The sequence below is a fragment of the Bradyrhizobium sp. WSM4873 genome, assembly GCF_055811355.1.
This window is the reverse complement of the sequence record NZ_JBVVPS010000043.1, coordinates 24,019-39,132: the sequence shown is the minus strand read 5'-3', so window position 1 is coordinate 39,132 and position 15,114 is coordinate 24,019. Positions and strand designations below refer to the sequence as shown.

Annotated in this window: 11 protein-coding genes and 1 pseudogene; 6 read left to right on the top strand and 6 right to left on the bottom strand. The window is 65.0% G+C overall.

Features of this window, described 5'->3' with window-relative positions; all coding sequences use genetic code 11:
• Positions 1–186: 186 nt before the first annotated feature.
• Positions 187–972 carry an SDR family NAD(P)-dependent oxidoreductase gene (locus AC0L21_RS33960; protein WP_473266021.1) on the bottom strand — a complete coding sequence of 262 codons (786 nt, stop codon included), beginning with the start codon at positions 970–972 and terminating at the stop codon, positions 187–189.
• A gap of 249 nt (positions 973–1,221) precedes the next feature.
• Here AC0L21_RS33960 and AC0L21_RS33955 point away from each other — a divergent pair, with 249 nt between their 5' ends.
• The 3 genes from AC0L21_RS33955 to AC0L21_RS33945 are packed head-to-tail and all read left to right on the top strand — an operon-like array spanning position 1,222 to position 4,298.
• A complete protein-coding gene (locus AC0L21_RS33955; protein ID WP_473266019.1) occupies positions 1,222–2,286 on the top strand; it encodes an acyl-CoA dehydrogenase family protein in 1,065 nt (354 codons plus the stop codon).
• A 17-nt stretch (positions 2,287–2,303) separates the two neighbouring features.
• A complete protein-coding gene (locus AC0L21_RS33950; RefSeq protein ID WP_473266017.1) occupies positions 2,304–3,464 on the top strand; it encodes an acyl-CoA dehydrogenase family protein in 1,161 nt (386 codons plus the stop codon).
• A 15-nt stretch (positions 3,465–3,479) separates the two neighbouring features.
• Positions 3,480–4,298: an enoyl-CoA hydratase/isomerase family protein gene (locus tag AC0L21_RS33945; RefSeq protein ID WP_473266014.1), complete on the top strand. Its 819-nt coding sequence runs from the start codon at positions 3,480–3,482 to the stop codon at positions 4,296–4,298.
• Positions 4,299–4,505: 207 nt separating this feature from the next.
• Here AC0L21_RS33945 and AC0L21_RS33940 read toward each other — a convergent pair whose 3' ends face one another.
• The 4 genes from AC0L21_RS33940 to AC0L21_RS33925 all read right to left on the bottom strand — a co-directional run bounded on the left by AC0L21_RS33940 (position 4,506) and on the right by AC0L21_RS33925 (position 9,691).
• A complete protein-coding gene (locus AC0L21_RS33940; RefSeq protein WP_473266013.1) occupies positions 4,506–6,620 on the bottom strand; it encodes an acetate--CoA ligase family protein in 2,115 nt (704 codons plus the stop codon).
• A gap of 187 nt (positions 6,621–6,807) precedes the next feature.
• Positions 6,808–7,557, bottom strand: coding sequence for a VOC family protein (locus tag AC0L21_RS33935; RefSeq protein WP_473266011.1), 750 nt, complete (start codon positions 7,555–7,557; stop codon positions 6,808–6,810).
• Positions 7,558–7,559: 2 nt separating this feature from the next.
• Entirely contained in the window at positions 7,560–8,351 is a 792-nt protein-coding gene (locus AC0L21_RS33930; protein WP_473266007.1) for an enoyl-CoA hydratase, read from the bottom strand.
• Between the two features lie 134 nt (positions 8,352–8,485).
• Complete coding sequence (locus tag AC0L21_RS33925) at positions 8,486–9,691, bottom strand: ABC transporter substrate-binding protein (RefSeq protein WP_473266005.1); 1,206 nt, start codon at positions 9,689–9,691, stop codon at positions 8,486–8,488.
• 207 nt (positions 9,692–9,898) lie between these two features.
• Here AC0L21_RS33925 and AC0L21_RS33920 point away from each other — a divergent pair.
• Together AC0L21_RS33920 and AC0L21_RS33915 are read left to right on the top strand one after the other, a co-directional pair.
• Positions 9,899–10,743, top strand: a pseudogene (locus AC0L21_RS33920) (thermonuclease family protein).
• Between the two features lie 131 nt (positions 10,744–10,874).
• Complete coding sequence (locus AC0L21_RS33915) at positions 10,875–12,266, top strand: M48 family metalloprotease (protein WP_473266060.1); 1,392 nt, start codon at positions 10,875–10,877, stop codon at positions 12,264–12,266.
• A 173-nt stretch (positions 12,267–12,439) separates the two neighbouring features.
• On the opposite strand, the gene AC0L21_RS33910 is transcribed toward AC0L21_RS33915, so the two are convergent.
• Positions 12,440–13,765: an MFS transporter gene (locus AC0L21_RS33910; RefSeq protein WP_473266003.1), complete on the bottom strand. Its 1,326-nt coding sequence runs from the start codon at positions 13,763–13,765 to the stop codon at positions 12,440–12,442.
• 182 nt (positions 13,766–13,947) lie between these two features.
• Here AC0L21_RS33910 and cyoA point away from each other — a divergent pair, with 182 nt between their 5' ends.
• Positions 13,948–15,108 (top strand): ubiquinol oxidase subunit II, encoded by a 1,161-nt coding sequence (cyoA, locus tag AC0L21_RS33905; protein ID WP_473266000.1) that lies wholly within the window; start codon positions 13,948–13,950, stop codon positions 15,106–15,108.
• Positions 15,109–15,114: the final 6 nt, after the last annotated feature.

Here is a 15,114-nt window from a genome sequence, read left to right as displayed (position 1 = left end):
CCCCCCCCCCCCCCCCCCCCCCCCCACCCCCCCCCCCCCCCCCCCCCCCCCCCCCCCCGCCGCCCCCCCCCCCCCGCCCGCCCCCCCCCCCCCCCCCCCCCCGGCGGGCCCGGCCGCGCGGGCCCCCCGCCCCCCCCCCCCCCGGGCCGCCCCCACGATTGCGTTTGCCGCGCTAGCCGCGCGCCCTCACGTCACCAAATGCATCCCCGCATCCATGCGCACGACCTCGCCGGTCATGTTGCTGGAGGCCGGCATCGCCAGGAAGCAGACAAGCTGCGCGATGTCTTCCGCTGATGATGCGACCTTCAGCGGCACCTTGGCCACGACGCTGTCGCGCACCTGCTTGGCACCAGCCTCGCCACGGCCCTTGGTGAACCATGGTGTGTCGATATAGCCCGGGCATACCGTGTTGACGCGGATCAGCGGCGCCAGCGCCCGCGACAGCGACAGCGTCATGGTGTTGAGCGCGCCCTTGCTTGCCGCATAGGCAATCGACGATCCGACGCCGCTGATGCCGGCCACCGAGGAGATGTTGACCACGGCGGACGGTCGCCCCGAGGCCTTGGCGCCGGCCTCGAGCAGGCTGCGCGCTGCGCGCACCATCTGGAACGGGCCGATGGTGTTGACGCCGTACAGGCGCTGGAAATCTTCCGCCGACAATCCATCGAGATCGGCATGGGCGACATGCTTGGTGGTGCCGGCATTGTTGACGAGCATGTCGAGCCGGCCCCAGCCGCTGGCCGCGGCGACGATCTTGCGGCAATCGTCATCCTTCGAGACGTCGCCCTGCGCGACCAGAACTTCCGGTGAGCCCGCCTTGCGGCAAAGCTCCGCGGTCGCCTCGGCTTCCCTCTGGCTCGAGGAATAGTTGATGACGAGCCGCGCCCCACTCCGTGCGAGAATTTCCGCGGTCGCGGCACCCAGGCCGGAGGCGGACCCCGTCACGATCGCGCACAAACTGTCCTTTGCCATCCGGATTTCCTTCCCCTTGATTGAATGTCGACGTTCTGTTTAGCGAGTTTGCCGCGCCCTGCAAATCGAGCAAACTTCCGCTAAGCGGAATTAGCCATCTATAGTCCCTTGCGTCCATGCCCGCGCTGCAGGTTGACCTGCGATCAGCGCTTGTCAGGGCCATGGCTTTTTCGGATCATCGGGCGCAAGAAGAACCTGCGCGTTCGCCCACGGGGCGGGAAGCGCCAATGGCAAAACACGGGGAACGCTGTGGCGGAGAGTGACAATATCGTCGTCGAGACCGCGGAGAAAATCTTCGCCGATCTCGCCGATCCGCAGACCGTCAACAATGACAAAAAGGATTCATGGCAGGCGCCGCTGTGGCAGGCGCTGAGCGAAGCCGGCCTCCCGTTGGCCTGGGTGCCGGACGATCTCGGCGGCTCCGGCGCGAGCCTTGCCGACGGCTTTGCGCTGCTCAACGCCGCCGGCCGTTTCGCGGTCGCGGTTCCCCTGGCCGAGACCATGGTGGCAGGCTGGCTGCTGGCGCAGGCGAAGATCGCATCCCCCGAGGGAGAGATGACGGTGCTGCCGGCGTCGCCGAAGGATCGTATCACCCTCGATGCCGATGGTGCGCTCTCTGGCCGCGCCCGCGGCGTGCCCTTTGCAAAGGCGGCAAAGCACTTCGCAGTGCTGGCCCACGGCAAGGACGGCGCCTCGATCGCGCTGGTCGACGCGAGCAAGGGTCGGATCGAGACCGGACTCAATGTCGGCTACGACCACAGCGACACCGTCACGCTCGACAAGGTCCAGCCCGTCACCATCAAGCCCGCCCCGAGCGGCTTTGACCAGACCACAATGATGCTGATGGGCGGCGTCGCGCGCAGCCTTCAGATCGCGGGCGCGCTGGAATCGATGCTCGACATCTCCGTGCGCTATTCCAACGAGCGCGTCGCCTTCGAGAAGAAGATCTCCAAATTCCAGGCGGTGCAGCACAACCTCGCGCGCCTCGCCGGCGAGTCGGCTGCTGCGCTTGCCGCGGCGACCTCGGCCGCGGACGCCATCGCCAATGCAAAGTCGTTCGACGACGCGGTCTATCTCGAAGCCGCCTCGGCAAAAATCCGCTGCGCGGAAGCCGCGGAAAAGGGCGGCGCCATTGCGCATCAGGTCCATGGTGCGATCGGCTTCACACTGGAGCACATCCTGCACCGCTATTCGCTGCGGGCATTGGCCTGGCGCGACGATTTCGGTTCAGAAAGCCACTGGGCCGTCGAGCTCGGCAAACTCATTGCCAACCGCGGCGCCGACGAATTGTGGCCGCTCGTGGCTTCGCGCTGATCAGGGACGAGACAACAATGACTGCTGCCCTCCGTTTCGATCCGATCCGCCTGCCCGAAAAATGCGAGCAATTGCGCAAGGAAGTGCGCGCGTTCCTCGCAGAAGAGATCGCCGCCGGCACCTTCGATCCGCACAAGCCCAACCGCGAAGACACCGACGCGCCGGAATTTTCCCGCCGGGTCGGCGCCAAGGGTTGGCTCGGCATGACATGGCCGAAGAAATATGGCGGCCAGGAACGCTCGTTCCTCGAACGTTACGTGGTGACGGAGGAGATGCGCGTCGCCAACGCGCCGACGCGGCGGTTCTTCGTCGCCGACCGCCAGAGCGGGCCGGTTCTGATCAAGTATGCCCCGGAGCACATCAAGATGGACATCCTGCCGCGCATCTGCCGCGGCGAGATCTGCTTCGCGATCGGCATGAGCGAGCCGAACTCCGGCTCGGACCTGTTCGCCGCGAAGACGCGCGCGACCAAGACCGACGGCGGCTATCTCATCAACGGCACCAAGATCTGGACCTCGTCGGCGCACATCGCCGACTACATGATCGCGATCTTCCGGACCTCGCAGCCGACCAAGGAAAACCGGCGTCACGGCCTGACCCAGTTCCTGGTCAAGATGAAGCAGCCGGGCATCCAGGTGAACCCGATCGGCCAGATCACCGGCCAGTACGAGTTCAACGAGGTCGTCTTCACCGATTTCTACGTGCCCGACGATCATGTGCTCGGCGAAGTCGACGGCGCCTGGAAGCAGGCGACCAGCGAGCTCGCTTATGAGCGTTCGGGCCCCGAGCGCTTCCTGGAGACCTATTACGTGCTGACCGAGCTGGTTCGCGCCGTTGGTCCCAATCCGGACACGCGCAGCGCCGAAGGGATCGGCCGGCTGGTGGCGCAGCTCCACACCATGCGTCGCATGTCGGTCTCGGTCGCGGGCATGCTGCAGGCCGGCAAGGAGCCGGTCGTCGAAGCCTCTATCGTAAAGGACATCGGCACGGTGTGGGAGCAGCAGCTTCCGCACCGCGTGCGCGATCTCGCCGCCTTCGTCGAGGAGACCGCGACCAACCGCGAGGCGCTGGAGCGGCAGCTCGATTTCGCCATCAAAACCGCGCCGAAACTCACCATCCAGGGCGGCACCACTGAGGTGCTGCGCGGCATCATCGCCCGCGGGCTTGGTTTGCGCTAATTATTCGAGGACATCATGAGCACTTACAAAGATATCGGCGTCGAGAAAGTTGGTCACGTCGGCACCATCGAAATCCGCCGCCCGCCGCTCAACTTCTTCGACATTTCGCTGATCAACCAGATCGCGGACGCGCTCGACGAGTTCGATCGCGACATCGAGATTCGCGCCTCGGTGCTGTCGGCGCAGGGCAAGGCGTTTTGCGCCGGCGCCAATTTCCAGGACCCGGCCCGGCAGGCGCAAGAGGCGCGCGAAGCCGGTAAGACGGCCAAGGGCGATCCGGCCGACAGCCTCGGGGCAATCAATCACCTCTACATCCAGGCGGTGCGCATCTTCCGCGCCAAGAAGCCGATCGTCGCGGCCGTGCAGGGTGCCGCCATCGGTGGCGGATTGGGCCTCGCGGTATCGGCGGACTTCCGGGTCACCTGCCCCGAAGCGCGCTTCTCCGCGAACTTTACCAAGCTCGGCTTCCATCCCGGTTTCGGCCTGACCGTGACGCTGCCCGAGCTGATAGGCAAGAACAACGCCGAGCTGATGTTCTACACCAGCCGCCGCGTCACCGGCGAAGAGGCCTTCAAATGGGGCCTCGCCAACGCGCTGGTGCCGCAGGACCAGGTCAAGGCGGCCGCACTGAAGCTCGCCGGCGAAATCGCCGAATGCTCCCCGCTCGGCCTCGTCTCCACCCGCGCGACGATGCGCGCTGGGCTCGCCGACCGCGTGATGGCGGCCACCAATCACGAGCTCGAGGAGCAGACCAGGCTGCGCGCGACGGAAGACTTCAAGGAAGGCGTGAAGGCCACGGAAGAACGGCGCGTGGCGAATTTCAGGGGGCGGTAGCCACCGCTCTACGCGTCGCTTCGCCGCCGCCTTGCCACATGCTCCATCGTCGTCCTGGCGAAAGCCAGGACCCATTACCCCAGGGAGAAGTTGTGGCGCGAAGCTGGTAACCACGAGTCTTCGCCAAACAACTCCCTGTGGCAATGGGTCCTGGATCAGCGCTCGCTCCGCTCGCTTGTCCAGGACGACAGCGGCGTTTGTGGTGCGCTATCTCCTCCCCACCACCAGCGCATCCACGATGGTCACGCCCTGGCCTTCGGCCTGCACCAGCACCGGGTTGAGCTCGATCTCCGCGATCTCCGCCGCATGCTGTGACGCAAGCACCGAGATATCCGCGATCAACTGCGACACCGCCGCAACATCCGCCATCGCCGCCCCTCGAAATCCTGTCAACAACGGCGCGGCTTTCAAGCGCGCCAGCATCGCGCCGGCTTCGTCCGCGCTGACCGGCGCCGGGCGGTAGACGACGTCGCGGAACAATTCGGTCGTGATGCCGCCCAGGCCCACCATCACCATCGGCCCGAACGTCTTGTCCGTCATCGTGCCGATGATGATCTCGACCCCCTGCTTCGCCATCGGGCAGACCAGCACGCCCTGAATCGCCGCCGCGGGCCTGTGCTTGCGCGCGTTGTTGAGCAGCGCCTCGAACGCCAGAAACACTTCGCCCTTTGTGGTGATGTTGACGCGTACGCCGCCGATCTCGCTCTTGTGCGCGATGTCCGGCGACTGGATCTTCAGCACCAGCGGAAAGCCGACGCGGGCGACGGCGTCGTCGAGCTCGCCCTTGTCCTTCACCAGCACCTCGTCCGGCAGCGCGATGCCGGCGGCGCGGAGCAATGCTTTGCTGTCTGTCTCGGACAGAACCGGTGAGGTCAGATGGACGGAGAGATCGCGCGCCGGCGGTCGCGCTTCGTCCGTCGGCTTCGGCAGCTCGAAACGGGCATAATCGACGAGCTGCCGCATCGCGACGCCGACATGGGTGAGGCCCGAGAGCACCACGACTCCGGATTTGGCGAGCTCGCGCCGCGCGAAATCGGACGGCACCGTGTAGGAATAGAACACCACCGGCTTGCGCTGCGCGGCCAGCACCGGCGTCAACTCGGCTTCCTTGAACGGCTTGCGGGCTTCGCTCGACAGCGACAGCACGACCAGGATCGTGTCGATCTCGTCGGATGCGGTGAGGACATCGACGCTCTTCTGCAAGCCGCCCGAGGTCACGCCCTGGGCGGTGACGTCGATCGGGTTGCGCGCTGCGCCGTAGGACGGCATCAACGCCTTGATCTCCGCCTGGATTTTCTCGGAGAGCTCCGGCACCTGCAAGCCTTGCAGCGCCACGGCATCGGCGCCCCAGATGCCGGCGCCGCCGGAGACGGTGACCACGGCGACACGATCGCCTTTCGGCAACGGATTGCTCGCAAGCACCGCTGCGATCGTCAGTGCCTCGTCGAGATCGTTGGAGACGATGAAGCCATATTTGGCGAACACCGCGTCGTAGGCCGCCGACCATCCGGCCATGCTCGCGGTGTGCGAGGCGGCCGCCCGCATCCCGGCGCCGGAGCGGCCGACTTTCGTCACGATGACGGGCTTCTTCAGCTCGGCGGCTCCCCGCGCTGCCGCGAGAAACTTGTCGACGTCGCGGATGCCTTCGATGAACAGCAGGATCACGTCGGTGGAAGCGTCCTGCACCAGGTAATCCAGGAACTCGCCGGCCCCGAGATCGGATTCGTTGCCGGCACTGACGACATAGCTCACGGCAATGCCAAGCGCGCTGGCGCGGTGATAATAGGCAAAGCCGATGCCGCCGCTCTGCGCGACGATGCCGATCCGCCTCGTCGTGGCGACCAGCGGCACCACGCCCGGCTTGACATCCACGGCGGGACTGAACGTCGCCGCCACGCGCTGCATCTGGCTGAAAAAACCCTCGGCGTTCGGACCGGAAATCCGCATGCCGGTGCGCCTCGCCAGCGCCGCGATCGCGTCCTGCATCGCCGCGCTCTCCCCACCCTCCTCGGCAAAGCCGGACGAGATGATGACGGCGTTCTTCACGCCGGCGGCGGCGCATTGCTCGAGCGCGGCAAGCACTGCGCGGGCGGGGATGAGGATGATTGCGAGATCGATCGGCGCGCCGATGTCGGTGATCGATTTGTAGCAGATGAGGCCATCGATCTCGGCGTAGTTCGGGTTCACCGGATAGATTTTTCCGGAATATTCGTTCTTGCGCAGCATCGACAGCAGCCGGCCCGGAATCTTCTCGTGATCGCGCGAGGCGCCGATCAGCGCGATGCTGGCCGGTGCAAAGAAGCTGTCGAGCGGATGCGGCACGAAGTGATACCTTTTCTTGTTCTTGGCCCACCGCGCTCTCCCACCCCCTCATCCTGAGGTGCGAGCGATGGGCCGCTGAGCGTCCCATCGGGAGCCTCGAAGGATGAACGGCCCCGCTGGTGGCCGTCGCCCTTCGAGGCTCGCCGAAGAGGCCAGCACCTCAGGGTGACGGATCACTATCAGACAATCAACTCAGGCGGAACGTCACTCCGCCCAGCAAAAATTCGTTGCCTGCAACGGCATGTCCCTTCGCCCTGGCGGCATGCAGCACGCGCGCCGCATCCGCAACCTGAAACTCCAGTGCGCTCATGATTTCGCTGGCGCCTTTGACAAACCGGAAAGTCGCATTGGGCAGCTTCAATTCGGCATCGCCACTCGGCGCAATGCCGATGAGCTTGCCCCAATGCTCGGCCAGCCCTTGCGGATCCGGGCTCTGCATCTCCACGCTCGTCAACGCCTGTGTCACGTCCTTGCGGATGAATTTTTGCCAGTCGGGGCCGGCCGGTGGATACGGCCCCAAAATGTCGTCGCTGCCTTCGGTGTGGTTGAACTCGATGAAGGCGGCGCGGCAGTCGCGGGGATGGAGCTGCACGCCGTGATAGGGCGCGTGGTCGATGACGTTGGCGGTGCGCACACCAAGAGCATTGGCGTTACGACCGCGCTCGTCGGGATCGTTGCAGCAGAAGATCGCCATGTAGCCGCCGCGCCCGCCGCCCTTCTCGATGAAGCGACCGGCCGTGGTGCCGTCCTTGAACGGCGCGACCACCTCCAGCAGGATCGTGTCGACCGGCAGCAGCGCGTTCTCCAGGCCGTATTTCGCGACGTTGCCGTCGTTGTAGCAGACAGCGAGGCCCATGATATCAGCGATGTCAGTGATCACGGGCGCGAGCTGCGGCGCGACCAGGCAGATCTGCCGCAACCGCATATAGGGCGCCATCGTCATGCGCCCTTGAAGGCCGGCTTGCGCTTCTCGACGAACGCCTTTGCCGCCTCCTTGTGATCCTCGGTGTCGCTGCAGCGGGTGTGGTGGATCGCCTCGCCGTCGAAGCAATCTTCCAGCGCAAGATGCTCGGCATTGTTGATGTTGCGCTTGATGAAGCCGAGCGCGATCGACGGGCCCTGCGCCAGCGACAGCGCGAGTTCGTGCGCGGCCGCGTCGATCTCGGCGTCGGGGACGACCTTCGTCACCATGCCGATCGCATGAGCTTCCTTTGCGGAAAGCACCGGCGAGGTCAGATAGAGCTCGCGCGCCCGCGCGCTGCCGAGCAGCTGGGTGAGAAAATAGGTGCCGCCGTAATCGCCGGAGAAGCCGACCTTGGCGAAGGCGGTCGTGATCTTGCAGGATTCGGAGGCGACGCGAAGGTCGCATGACAGCGCCATCGACAGACCCGCGCCGGCGGCAGCGCCGTCGAGCTGCGCCACAACGGGTTTTGGCATCTGGTGCAGGATGCGCGACACTTCCATGCCGCGGCGCAGGTTCGCCATCTTCACCTCGAACGGCAGCAGCGCCCGGCCCTCGGCCATCGACTTGACGTCGCCGCCGACGCAGAAGCTGCCACCCGCGCCCTTGAACAAGACCGCGCGCACCTCCGGATCATCAGCCGCGCGCCGCGCCGCCACGACCAGCCCGGCGACCATGTCCGGGTTGAGCGCGTTCTTACGCTCGGGCCGGTTCATCGTGATGGTGAGCAGCCCGCCTTCGAGCTTCTGCAGGACCATGTCGTTACTCATGGGGAGTCTCCCTTGTTGTTGTTTGGCTCGGACTATCGACGCTCGTCATTGCGAGCGAAGCGAAGCAATCCAGAAATGTTTCTGCGGAGACAGCCTGGATTGCTTCGTCGCTTCGCTCCTCGCAATGACGGTGTTTATTTCTTCACCAGCGGACAGCGCGACTGCTCCAGCGACTGGAACGCTTCGCTGCCGGGCACGGTGGCGAGCAGCTTGTAGTCATCCCAGCGGCCCTTGGATTCCGACGGCTTCTTGACCTCGAACAGGTACATGTCGTGCAACATGCGGCCGTCCTCGCGGATCTTGCCGTTCTTGGCGAAGAAGTCGTTGATCGGCGTCTCCTTCATCACTTTCATCACCGTCGCGGCGTCGGTCGTGCCGGCCGCCTTCACCGCTTTCAGGTAGTGCGTCACGGACGAATAGACGCCCGCCTGCGCCGAGGTCGGCGGCCGCTTCATGCGCTCCTGGAAGCGCTTCGAGAACGCGCGGGTGTCGTCGTTGAGATCCCAGTAGAAAGCTTCCGCAAGCAACAGGCCCTGCGCGGTCTCGAGCCCGATGGAGTCGATGTCGGTCACGAAGGCGAGCAGCGGCGAGACCTTCTGGCCGCCCTTGGTGATGCCGAACTCGGCCGCTTGCTTGATGGCGTTGACGGTGTCGCCGCCGGCATTCGCGAGCCCGATCACCTTTGCTTTCGAGGCTTGGGCCTGGAGCAGGAACGACGAGAAATCCGACGTGTTGAGTGGATGTCGCACGCTGCCGAGCACCTTGCCGCCGGTCTTGGTCACGACCGCGCTGGTGTCCTTCTCCAGATCCTGGCCGAAGGCGTAGTCGGCGGTGAGAAAGAACCAGGTGTCGAGGCCCGACTTCACGGCCGCAAGGCCGGTCACATTGGCCTGGCCGTAGGTGTCGAACACGTAGTGAATGGTGTAGGGACCGCAGGCCTCGTTGGTGAGGCGGATCGAGCCCGGGCCGTTGAACATGATGATCTTGTTGCGCGCTTTCGCGATCTCGCCAGCGGCGAGCGCGGTCGCGGAGGCCGCGACGTCGTAGATCATCTCGACGCCCTGATTGTCGAGCATGTCGCGGGCGATGTTGGCAGAGAGATCGGCCTTGTTCTGATGGTCGGCAGCCAGCACTTGAATCTTGCGGCCGAGTACCTCGCCGCCAAAGTCCTCCACGGCCATCTTGGCCGCGGTTTCGCTGCCGGGGCCGGTGATGTCGGCATACAGGCTCGACATGTCGAGGATGCCGCCGATCTTCAGAGGCGGCTTGTCCTGGGCCTGCACGGCGCTTGCACTCAGCGCCAACGCAGCAGCAAAAATGCCGGACAAAACATGCTTCATGGAAAAGACCTCCCTTATCGCGCCGTACTCTGATGGCGGCTTGGTTATTGCTCTTGGTTAAAGCTGTTGCCGCAATCATGCCGCATGCACAAGAGCGCAGCAAGCGAAGCTGCGCCACGAGGACGGGATTAGCGCGCATGTTTTCCGCAAAGCGGAATGGCGAAGTGTGGACAGCTGCTTCCACGTCGTTGCTTCGCTGCGCTAGCAATGACGGAGTGTGAGGAAGGCTCTTCGCGCCACGCCACGCTTGAGTTAAGACTGGCATGCAACGCAACCTCACCGGGCAACGTGACGCAACGGCTTCGCCTGATCGCAATCCTGCTCGTCGCGGCTCAGAGCGCATTCGCGAGCCCGTGCCAATTCGAGTCCCAAGGCGAAGGCCGCGTCGCCGCGATTGAGCGCGCAGTCTGCGGCTCGATGACGGCCGGGAAATCCGCCTGACCGGCATCGAGCCGACCGCGACGACGAAGCAGGCACTGACCGCGATGCTCGTCGGACGCGACGTGATCCTGCGGAGCGCCGACGACACGCCCGATCGCTATGGTCGCCAGGGCGCGCTGGTCTTTGTTGGCGAGAGCGACATCTCCGTGCAGGCGATTCTCCTCGCCCAGGGCGACGCCATCGTCTCCGCCGAGATCGCCGATAAGGACTGCGCGGCCGCCCTGATGGCGTCGGAGGCCGAGGCGAGGCGCCAAAAAAAGGGCAGCTGGGCTGACCCGTCGGCCATAAAAAACGCGGAAAGTCCGGACGATATTTTGGCGGGGATCGGGCGTTTTGTGGTGGTCGAAGGCAAAGTCCTGTCGGTCCGGCAAGCTGGGGCAATGACCTACCTCAACTTCGGACGAAACTGGACACGCGGCTTCGCCGTGACTATTTCAAAGCGCATGGTACCCGCGTTCGAAGGCGCCGGGATCGCTCTTAAGTCTCTGGAAAATAAACATATTCGTGTCCGGGGCTGGGCTGAGGGGAATACGGGGCCGCGTATCGATATACGCCTCGTGGGACAAATCGAGTTGCTGGGCGCAAACGAGCCGACAGGGGTAAGGCCCTAAAAGGGGCCAGGCACGGGTTAAGCGACGTGAATGGGGTGCTAGGACGGCACGGACAAGGTGAACGCCGCCTGCGGGCAGCGCCGGCTGCGCTATGCCTCGTGCTGGGGTCAACCCTTGCCGGCTGCGGCGATATGGGCCGCTTCCAGACCGCGGCGGCCCCGCCGACCGTCGCGATGCCCAAGCCGAAGCCGGCCGTCGCGCAGACCCCCGCCACCGAGAAGGAGCACGAGCGCATCCTGGCGAGCTATGGCGGCACCTATGACGACCCCAGGCTCGAATCGCTCGTCACCAAGACCGTCGACCGGCTCGTCGCGGCGTCCGACCGCCCCGACCAGGGTTACAGGGTCACCATCCTCAATTCCGGCGCGGTGAACGCCTTCGCGCTGCCGAACGGCCAGCTCTACGTCACGCGCGGTCTGCTTGCGCTGGCGAGCGACACGTCGGAATTGTCCTCCGTGCTCAGCCACGAGATGGCGCATGTGCTGTCCAAGCACGCGGCGATGCGTGAGGACCAGGCCCGTCAGGCCGCGATCGTCACCCGCGTCGTCACCGACATGAGCAACGATCCCGATCTCACCGCGCTCGCGCTCGCCAAGACCAAGCTGACCATGGCGAGCTTTTCGCGCAATCAGGAGTTCGAGGCCGACGGCGTCGGCGTCGGCATTTCCGCCAAGGCCCATTTCGACCCTTATGGTGCCGCACGCTTTCTCTCGGCGATGGAGCGCAATGCCGAGCTGAAGGTCGGCAAGACCTCGCTCGATCCGCGCGCGCAGGATTTCACCTCATCGCATCCGGCAACGCCCGAGCGCGTGCAGAACGCGCAGACCATCGCGCGGCAATACGCAGCGCCAGAGGGCGGCGAGCGCGACCGCGAGACCTATCTCGCCGCGATCGACAACCTCGTCTACGGCGAAGACCCCAGCGAAGGTTTTGTCCGCGGCCGGCGCTTCCTGCATCCGAAGCTCGGCTTCACCTTCCAGGCGCCGGACAATTTTACGCTCGACAATACCGCGCAGGCCGTGATCGGCGTGCGCGACGGCGGCTCGCAGGCGATGCGTTTCGACGTCGTGCGGGTGCCGGCCGAACAGTCGCTCGGCGATTACCTGAATTCCGGCTGGATGGAGGGCGTCGAGAAGGCGTCCATCGAGGACATCACCATCAACGGTTTTCCGGCTGCGTCCGCCACTGCCAAGGGCGACCAGTGGCAGTTCAAGGTCTACGCCCTGCGCTTCGGCAGCGACGTCTACCGCTTCATCTTCGCGGCACGGCAGAAGTCGACTGAGAGCGAGCGCAATGCGCGCGAGACCGTCGGTTCATTCCGTCGCCTGACGCTCGACGAGATCCAGGCCGCGCGCCCGCTGCGCATCAAGGTCATCACCGTGCAGCCGGGCGACACCGTGGAATCGCTCTCCCACCGCATGGCCGGCGTCGATCACCCGGCCGAGCGTTTTCGCGTGCTCAACGGGCTCGATCGCAACGCGCAGGTGAAGGTAAGAGATCGCGTGAAGGTCGTGGCGGATTGAGGCTGCGATAGCTCGGCAAATTCCGCCGTCGTCCCGGACAAGCGTAAGCGCAGATCCGGGACCCATAACCATAGATTACCGGAATGGGCACGCTGGTTGCTTCAGCATGGCTGCAACAATAATCCGTCGGGCAATGGGTCGTGGCTTTCGCCAGGACGACATTGGGGTGAGCCCTAACCGCCCGCGTCCATATCGCCGGCCTCGCGCTGGCCGCTGAGCCAGAGCGCGAGCAAGGTCCAGAACGCGCCTGACAGCAGGTACGCACCCGAGGCAATGACGCCGAGATTGGTTGCAAGCAACAAAGCGACCAGCGGTGCAAAGCCGGCGCCAAACAGCCAGGCCATGTCGGAGGTCAGCGCCGAGGCCGTGTAGCGATAGGCCTGCTTGAAGTTCGAGGCGATCGCGCCCGACGACTGGCCGAACGACAGACCGAGCAGGATGAAGCCGATCACCATGTAGATGGTCTCGCCGAACGCGCCGGCATCGAGCAGCTGCGGGGCGAAGCCGCTGTAGATCGCGATCGCGATCGCCGATCCCATCAGCAGCGACTTGCGGCCGACGCGGTCGGCGATGACGCCAGAGAGCACGATCGCGCCGAGGCCGAACACGGCGGCGACGATCTCGATGATCAGGAAGCGCACCGGGCTTTCGCGGGTGAACAGGAATACCCAGGACAGCGGAAACACCGTGACCATGTGGAACAGCGCGAAGCTTGCCAGCGGCGCGAACGCACCGAGCATGATGTTCTGGCCTTCGCGCGCCACCGTCTCGGAGATGCGCGAGGGCTGCAATTCGCGGGTCTCGAACAGCGAGGCATATTCTTCCGTCGTCACCATGCGCAGGCGCGCGAACAGCGCCACGACGTTGATGGCAAAGGCGACGAAGAACGGATAGCGCCAGCCCCAATCGAAGAAGTCGTCGGCCGAAAGATTCCCGGCGAAATAGGCGAACAGCCCGCTCGCCACGATCAGACCGAGCGGCGCGCCAAGCTGCGGCACCATCGCATACCAGCCGCGCTTCGAAGGCGGCGCGTTCAGCGCCAGCAGCGAGGCCATGCCGTCCCAGGCGCCGCCCCAGGCCAGACCCTGCGCGATGCGCGCCAGCGCCAGCAGCCAGATCGCCGCAACGCCGATCTCGTGATAGCCGGGCAGGAACGCGATCGCGACCGTGGCGGTGCCGAGCAGGAACAGCGCCGAGATCAGTTTGGCCGTCTTGCCGTATTCGCGGTCGACCGTCATGAAAATGACGGTGCCGATCGGCCGGGCCATGAAGGCCAGCGCGAAGATCATGAAGGAATAGAGGGTGCCGGTCAGTTCGCTCGTGAACGGAAACACCAGGCGCGGGAAGACGATCACCGAGGCGATCGCGAAGACGAAGAAGTCGAAGAATTCCGAGGTGCGGCCGATGATGACGCCGATAGCAATCTCGCCGGGACTGGCCTGGTCGTGGCCGTGCTCGCCCGAGTGGTCTGCCATTGCGGGGGTCTGTGCCATCGCCATTCGTGCGCCCTTAACGTCCTGAAAACCAAAGCCGACCGCCCGGCAAGGCGCCAGGCAATCTAACCATGTCTGGCGCAACATCCCGCACTGCAACATTGGACAAATTGTCCAATGTCCGGATTGCTGCGCCGCAGCTACCCCTTGGTCCCGCAAAAGAAACTCATTCTCATAAGGCTCGGCCCGTGTCCCGTTTCAAGATCCTGGCGCTGCTACCCCTGGCGGTTGCGCTCAGCGGCTGCAACTACGTCGTGCTGGCGCCGGCCGGCGATATCGCAGCGCAGCAGCGCGACCTCGTCATCATCTCCACCGTCCTGATGCTCCTGATTGTCGTGCCCGTGATGGCGCTGACCGTGCTGTTCGCCTGGCGCTACCGCCAGTCCAACACCGACGCCCGTTACGAGCCGGAATGGGACCACTCGACCAGCCTCGAGCTGGTGATCTGGTCGGCGCCGCTCTTGATCATCGTTTGTCTGGGCGCGCTGACCTGGATGGGCACGCATCTGCTCGACCCCTATCGCACGCTCGGCCGCATCCATGCCGACCGCGCCGTGGACCAGTCCAAGGCCCCGCTCGAGGTCGACGTCGTCGCACTCGACTGGAAATGGCTCTTCATCTATCCGGACTACGGCATCGCTACCGTCAACGATCTGGCCGCTCCGGTCGATCGTCCCATCAACTTCCGCATCACCGCGTCCTCGGTGATGAACTCGTTCTACATCCCCGCGCTGGCCGGCCAGATCTACGCGATGCCGGGCATGGAGACCAAGCTCCACGCCGTCGTGAACCACGCCGGCACCTACCGGGGCTTTTCGGCGAACTACAGCGGCGCCGGCTTCTCCGGCATGCACTTCAACTTCCAGGGCCTCGACGACAAGGGCTTTGACGCCTGGATCGCCAGCGCCAAGTCCGGCGGCGGCTCGCTCGGCCGCGCCGAATATCTCCAGCTCGAAAAACCCAGCCAGAACGAGCCGGTGCGGCGCTACGGCACTATCGATTCCGATCTCTACCGCCTGATCCTCAACATGTGCGTCGAGACCGGCAAGATGTGCCAGAGCGAGATGATGGCGATCGATGCCAAGGGCGGCCTCGGCCACGAGGGCCTGAACAACACGCTGCCGCTGGCCTACGACAAGTACGCCCGCCGCGGCACCGCGCTTGGGCCGGAGCCGACCTTCATCGCCGGCACCTGCACGCCCGAGGCGCCGCAGGGCAGGACCACCGCCTCCATCACGGCACCTCTCGACACCGCGCCGCTGCTCGGCGCCGGCCTGAAGCGGCCGACGTTCACGCCGCTGAAGTCCTCGTCCTTCTTCCTCGGACAACGTCCGAAGTCAGATTCGTAAAGAGAT

Coding starts and splice junctions, on each gene's coding strand:
- AC0L21_RS33925 (WP_473266005.1), bottom strand. CDS start 9,691: ATGAAGCATGTTTTGTCCGGCATTTTTGCTGCTGCGTTGGCGCTGAGT.
- AC0L21_RS33960 (WP_473266021.1), bottom strand. CDS start 972: ATGGCAAAGGACAGTTTGTGCGCGATCGTGACGGGGTCCGCCTCCGGC.
- AC0L21_RS33935 (WP_473266011.1), bottom strand. CDS start 7,557: ATGGCGCCCTATATGCGGTTGCGGCAGATCTGCCTGGTCGCGCCGCAG.
- AC0L21_RS33945 (WP_473266014.1), top strand. CDS start 3,480: ATGAGCACTTACAAAGATATCGGCGTCGAGAAAGTTGGTCACGTCGGC.
- AC0L21_RS33915 (WP_473266060.1), top strand. CDS start 10,875: ATGGGCCGCTTCCAGACCGCGGCGGCCCCGCCGACCGTCGCGATGCCC.
- AC0L21_RS33950 (WP_473266017.1), top strand. CDS start 2,304: ATGACTGCTGCCCTCCGTTTCGATCCGATCCGCCTGCCCGAAAAATGC.
- AC0L21_RS33910 (WP_473266003.1), bottom strand. CDS start 13,765: ATGGCGATGGCACAGACCCCCGCAATGGCAGACCACTCGGGCGAGCAC.
- AC0L21_RS33930 (WP_473266007.1), bottom strand. CDS start 8,351: ATGAGTAACGACATGGTCCTGCAGAAGCTCGAAGGCGGGCTGCTCACC.